Origin of the sequence: Paraburkholderia sp. (genome assembly GCF_035656215.1) — a bacterium.
Taxonomy (GTDB): domain Bacteria; phylum Pseudomonadota; class Gammaproteobacteria; order Burkholderiales; family Burkholderiaceae; genus Paraburkholderia.
The window spans coordinates 1-5,630 of sequence record NZ_DASRSY010000265.1 but is presented as its reverse complement, the minus strand read 5'-3'; the positions used below and the strand labels follow the sequence as shown (position 1 = coordinate 5,630).

The window sequence follows — 5,630 nt, the reverse complement described above, 5'->3', positions numbered from 1 at the left end:
CATCGGCACCGAAGGCTCGGTGATGTCGTATCGCGACAATTTCCTCGACCTCGATCCGACGTATCGCGACGCTTATGGCCAACCGCTGTTGCGTATGACCTTCAACTGGAAAAGCAACGATATCAAGATGTCGCAATACACCACCGGACGCGCAGCGGAAATCGGCCGCGCGATGAAGCCGAAGCAACTGGTGATCAACACGAAGAAGATCGGCGATCAATATGACGTGCGTCCTTATCAAACCACCCACACCACCGGTGGCGCGATCATGGGCGAGCGCCCCGACAGCAGCGTGGTCAACAAGTATCTGCAAAGCTGGGACGTGCCGAACGTTTTCGTGCTCGGCGCCAGCGCGTTCCCGCAAAATTTTTCGTACAACCCGACCGGCACGGTCGGCGCACTCGCATACTGGGCGGCGCATGCGATTCGCACGCGCTATCTGAAGAACCCCGGCGCGCTGCTGGCCGTTTGACGAGGACGCAGAGCATGAAAAACTCTCCCCGGCTTCGAGCAGCGATATCTGTCTGCACAGCGGCGGCATCGTGGGCGCTTTTGTCGGCGGCGCGCCTTGCATACGGTCAGGCGAGCGCAAGCACGATAGCTCGCATCACACCCGCCGCCTTGACCTCTCCAGTCACACCGGCGGTCAACACGCTCGTGCAGCGCGGCGCCTATCTGGCCCGCGTGGGCGATTGCGCCGCGTGCCATACAGCGCCGGGCGGCAAGCCATTCGCCGGCGGCCTGCCGATGGATACGCCGTTCGGCACGATCTACTCCACCAACATCACGCCCGACAAAGACACCGGCATCGGCGGCTACAGCTTCCAGGCGTTCGACGATGCGGTGCGCCGCGGCATCTCGAAACGCAACGGGCATCTCTATCCGGCGATGCCGTATCCGTCGTTCCGGATTCTGTCGCATGACGACATGGACGCGCTGTATGCGTATTTCATGAAGGGCATCGCGCCGGTGAATCAGCCAGACCGTCCGAACCAGTTGCCGTTTCCGCTCAATGTGCGCGCTTTGATGATCGGCTGGAACCTGCTGTATCTGAAAGCCGATACGCCTTACCGCAACGATCCGTCGAAGAGCGTCGAATGGAATCGCGGCGCCTATCTCGTGCAGGGGCTCGGCCATTGCGGCGCATGCCATACGCCGCACGGCGCGACGGGTCAGGAAAAAGCCTTCAGCGAAAAGGACGGCAAACGCTACCTGAGCGGCGCCACGCTGGCCGGCTGGAACGCGCCACCCCTCGCCGACGGCCTCAGCACCGGGCTCGCAGGCTGGTCGACAGAGGAACTGGCGGCGTTTCTGAAGACCGGGCGCGGCGCCCATACCGCGGCATTCGGCGCCATGACGGAAGTGGTGAACGACAGCACGCAACATCTGAGCGACGCCGACCTGAATGCCATCGCCGTGTATCTGAAGAGTCTCACACCCGAAGACATCGCCCTGGGTCCGCCCGTCAGCGCCGCCGAAGCCGCGAGCGCCACGCGCGCGCTGCGTGCCGGCGACCTGCGGGCGCGCGGCGCGGCGACCTATCTCGACAACTGCAATGCCTGCCACCGCTCGGACGGCACGGGCGCCGGCCAGACCTTCCCGTCGCTGTCGGGCAACCCTGTCGTCAACGCGGTTGACCCGACCGCGCTGATTCACATCGTTCTGACCGGTTCGAAGATGCCGTCGTCGTCCGCAATGCCTGCGCCGCTTGCCATGCCGGATTTCGGCTGGCGCCTCAGCGACCAGCAGGTTGCCGACGTGCTGACATTCGTCCGCGGCAGTTGGGGCAATCAGGCAGAGCCGGTAGATGTGTCGACGGTGAAGAAACTCCGCGTGACGCTTCACGCTCAAGCGCCGCTGCGCAGCGCGCCTCGCGGCCCATAACTGAAGGGATAGCCCCGGCGCTGCCGGGGCAACAGAGGGCATTGCGCCCGAGCGCCTCCCGCTGCATGAGGATCCGATGCCGGCGTCAGTCCGCTTTGCTGGGACCGATGCCCTGCACCAGCAAGGCCACTACATGCCGGGCGATCTCCTCGCCGCCGATATTGCGCCGCACGGGATCGTTACGCCACAGCTTCGAGGTGGCCAGCGGCAGAATCGTCAGGCCTAGCAGCGTGACGAACACCAGCGACGGCTCCAGCCCCGCATTCAGGCGCCCTTCCTTTTGCCAGCGCGCAATGGCTGACAGCGACGCCTTCTGATGCGCATTGCCGAAGCGTTCATGCATGCGCTGGCGCAGCAGACCGCCGTCGCTAATCACCTCGCGCACCCACAGCGACGGAAACCACGGGTTGTCACTTGCCACCTGCACCAAACGCCGCGCGAGTTGCGTGATGGCAGCCACCGGGTCGTCGGGATGCTCCTGAAATGGCACGCCGAGCGCCGCGCGCAGTGGAGCGAAACGCTCGTCGATCAGAACGTCGAGCAGTTGATCACGCGTCTTGAAGTAGTAATGCATCATCGCCGGCGTGAAACCTGCCTCGCGAGCAATCTCCCCAAGCGTGGTATCGACGATGCCCTGCCGCGCGAACAAGGCGAGCGCGGCGTCCAGCAGCCGGCTGCGCTGCTCCGGACCGCGCGCCGAACCCGAAGGCCTGCCGGGGCGCCGTGCGGGTGCGGGCGTTGCAGCGTTCGCAAAATCGCCCGCGGCGGCTGACGCCGGCCTGGAAAGCTTTCGCGCCTTCACGGCAGCCGTGCTGGGCAGCGTGCGCTTCACTTCCTGTTCATCTGACGGAATCCTTGCCATTGCATTCAATTTGACGCGTGACGCGATGTCGCATATATTAATCCCTGAATTAATTAATTTCAACACCTTGGTGCCATGGACCAATCGACAACGAATCAATCCACCGGGCTCATGCAGCCCGATGCCCAGCCCGGCACGCAGGCAACCGACCACCCGCCGATCCGCCTGCTGTTTCCGGCTTTGCTGTTGGTCATGCTGCTCGCCGCGCTCGATCAGACAATCGTCTCGACCGCGCTGCCGACCATCGTCGGCGAACTTGGCGGACTCAATAACCTGTCATGGGTGGTGACCGCCTACCTGCTCAGCTCGACCATCGTCGTCCCGCTGTACGGCAAATTCGGCGATCTGTTCGGCCGCAAGATCGTGCTGCAGACAGCGATCGTCGTGTTCCTCGTCGGCTCGGCGTTGTGCGGCATCGCGCAGAACATGACCCAGCTGATCGTGCTGCGCGCGCTGCAAGGGCTCGGCGGCGGCGGCCTGCTAGTCGTGACCATGGCCGCTATCGCGGACGTGATTCCACCGGCTGAGCGTGGCCGCTACCAGGGTGTATTCGGCGGCGTGTTCGGTCTCGCGACGGTGGTCGGGCCGCTGCTCGGTGGTTTTCTCGTCGAGCACCTGTCATGGCGCTGGATTTTCTACATCAACCTGCCGCTCGGCATCATCTCGCTGGCCGTGATCGGCGCGGTCTTCAAACCGCACGTGCGGCATGTGAAGCACACCATCGACTACATGGGCGCCGCGTTTCTCGCCGGCGCCCTCACCTGCATCATCCTGTTCACGAGCCAGGGCGGCACGATCCTGCCGTGGTCGTCGCCGCAGTTGTGGTTCACGCTGGGGATGGGACTGGTGGCGATCTGGGGTTTCATCCACGAAGAACGCACTGCCGTCGAACCGATCATGCCGCTCGAGCTCTTCAAACAGCGCACGTTTTTGCTGAGCAGTCTGATCGGTTTCATCATCGGCGTGTCGCTGTTCGGCTCGGTCACCTTCCTGCCGCTTTATTTGCAGGTGGTCAAAGGCTCGACGCCGACGGAAGCCGGCATGCAGATGTTGCCGATGATGGGCGGCCTGTTCGTGATGTCGATGGTGACCGGCCGTTTGATCAGCAAGATCGGCAAGTACCGCATGTTCCCGATCGCCGGCACGTTCCTTGTGGCCGTGGCGATGGTGTTGCTCGCGCGCCTGCAGATCAGCACGCCGATTCATGTGATGTATATCGACATGGGCATTCTCGGCTGCGGCCTCGGTATGGTGATGCAGGTGCTGATTCTCGCCGTCCAGAATACGGTCGAATTCAAGCACATGGGTGTCGCCACTTCGGGCGCAACGCTGTTCCGTTCAATCGGCGGCTCGATCGGCGTGGCCGCTTTCGGCGCGGTGTTTTCGAACGGCCTCGCCGCGCGCCTGGAAAAGCTGATTCCGCCCGACACCGAATTGCCGCACGCGCTCGGACCTGCGGCCATTCACCAGTTGCCTGAAGCGTTGCGTAGCGATTATCTGCAGGCGTTTGCCGGTGCGTTGCACCTGGTGTATCTCTCGGCAGCCTGCGTGGTGGTGCTCGCGTTCGCACTCGCGTGGCTTCTGAAGGATCATCCGCTACGCAAGCACTAATCCCGCATCACGTTTTCTGCGAGCGTTTTCTACAAACGCTTGATGACGAGGTCGAACGCCACGCGCTTCGACCTCGTTTCTTTTCATCGCCGCCATGCCGTTCTGCCGATTCCGCCATCGCTTCATCACGTGCGTGTCGTGACTGCACAAACGGTATGAAAAAAATCATCGGTCTGTTCGTTCTGCCGACATATGCAGTGTTTCGTCGTACCTACAAATGTGTTCTACCGCACATAACGTAGGTAAGAACGTCGATTGACGTTCTCATCGAAACGCCACATATTGCAAGCAGCGGTACCGCAAGCGAGGACTTGCGTCCCAAGGCTCTCCGGTGCATGTGGATCGTGGTTTCCGCGGACAATTACTCCTGCCTCAACACGATCTGGAGCATGCCGTATCGGCACTGTTTTCCACAGGTGGGTACACAGTATGTCCACCCAGACAATACTCGGCCATAGTTTTCCGACGCCCTGCAAACGCTGCGGTGGTGCGCTGTACCGGCAAGTCGACTATTGCCCGTATTGCGGCGCCGTGCATCCGCTCGACGCCAGCCCGCACAAGCGCGTCGTGATTCCCGGCAGCCGCGCCAGCGCCATGAGCAAGACGGTGCAGAAAAACGGCCTTGACCCGGCACAGCCGAGCGAAATCGACCTCGCCGCACAGGCTGCGTTGACCGGCGAAGCTGCCGCTGCCGAGACGCCGATGCAAGCGCCGATACTCGCCGCACAAGATGTGCCCATTCCCCCACTCGCCGATCTGCCACGTTCTGGCGGCCTCCACGCGCTCCCGGTGCGCCGCGTGCTGCTCGCGATCGTGGCCATTGGCGCAATCGGACTAGCGTATGTCGCCTATGCACTATTCAGCGACAACCACGAATCGCAGAACGGCAACGCCGAGCAGAACGCCGATAATGTTCAGGATGCCAGAACGGCGTCCGGCACAATTGCGCTGTACGCACCGGCTCAATCGACGAACCAGGCTGGCGCGGTTAAGCCCGCTGTTCCTACCAATCCTGCCAAGGCCGCCCCGGCAATGCAGATCACGCCCGTCGCGCCGCCGGTGGTCGCAGCACCTGCAAAACCCACGCCGCCGCAATTCCGCGATGCCGCGCAAGCACTGCAGGCAGCGCATCTGGCCTTCCGCGCCAACGATCTGTCCACGGCACAAGCGGCGCTTGGCGCTGCGCAAACACTGCAGCCCGGCAATACCGACGCACAAAGTCTACTGGCAGAATTGAGGCCGCTCGCCGCGCATCGCGACGCCGCGTTGCAGG

Annotated in this window: 5 protein-coding genes; 4 read left to right on the top strand and 1 reads right to left on the bottom strand. The window is 62.8% G+C overall.

Annotated features, from left to right (window positions below; genetic code table 11):
- Together VFE81_RS14865 and VFE81_RS14860 are read left to right on the top strand one after the other, a co-directional pair.
- Positions 1-472, top strand: a 472-nt coding sequence (locus tag VFE81_RS14865) for a GMC oxidoreductase (RefSeq protein ID WP_325045323.1), incomplete at its 5' end; no start/stop codon positions are given.
- 149 nt (positions 473-621) lie between these two features.
- Positions 622-1,884, top strand: a complete 1,263-nt coding sequence (locus VFE81_RS14860; RefSeq protein ID WP_325045322.1) for a cytochrome c — start codon at positions 622-624, stop codon at positions 1,882-1,884.
- Between the two features lie 85 nt (positions 1,885-1,969).
- Here VFE81_RS14860 and VFE81_RS14855 read toward each other — a convergent pair whose 3' ends face one another.
- Complete coding sequence (locus VFE81_RS14855; RefSeq protein ID WP_325045321.1) at positions 1,970-2,746, bottom strand: TetR/AcrR family transcriptional regulator; 777 nt, start codon at positions 2,744-2,746, stop codon at positions 1,970-1,972.
- Between the two features lie 111 nt (positions 2,747-2,857).
- Here VFE81_RS14855 and VFE81_RS14850 point away from each other — a divergent pair, with 111 nt between their 5' ends.
- Both VFE81_RS14850 and VFE81_RS14845 read left to right on the top strand, forming a co-directional pair.
- Positions 2,858-4,357 carry an MDR family MFS transporter gene (locus tag VFE81_RS14850; protein ID WP_325045324.1) on the top strand — a complete coding sequence of 500 codons (1,500 nt, stop codon included), beginning with the start codon at positions 2,858-2,860 and terminating at the stop codon, positions 4,355-4,357.
- 429 nt (positions 4,358-4,786) lie between these two features.
- The coding region (locus VFE81_RS14845) for a hypothetical protein (protein ID WP_325045320.1) at positions 4,787-5,630 on the top strand (844 nt) is incomplete at its 3' end.

What these genes read in the sequence shown, in the direction of transcription:
- VFE81_RS14855 (WP_325045321.1), bottom strand. Translation starts at nt 2,746, where the DNA reads ATGGCAAGGATTCCGTCAGATGAACAGGAAGTGAAGCGCACGCTGCCC.
- VFE81_RS14850 (WP_325045324.1), top strand. Translation starts at nt 2,858, where the DNA reads ATGCAGCCCGATGCCCAGCCCGGCACGCAGGCAACCGACCACCCGCCG.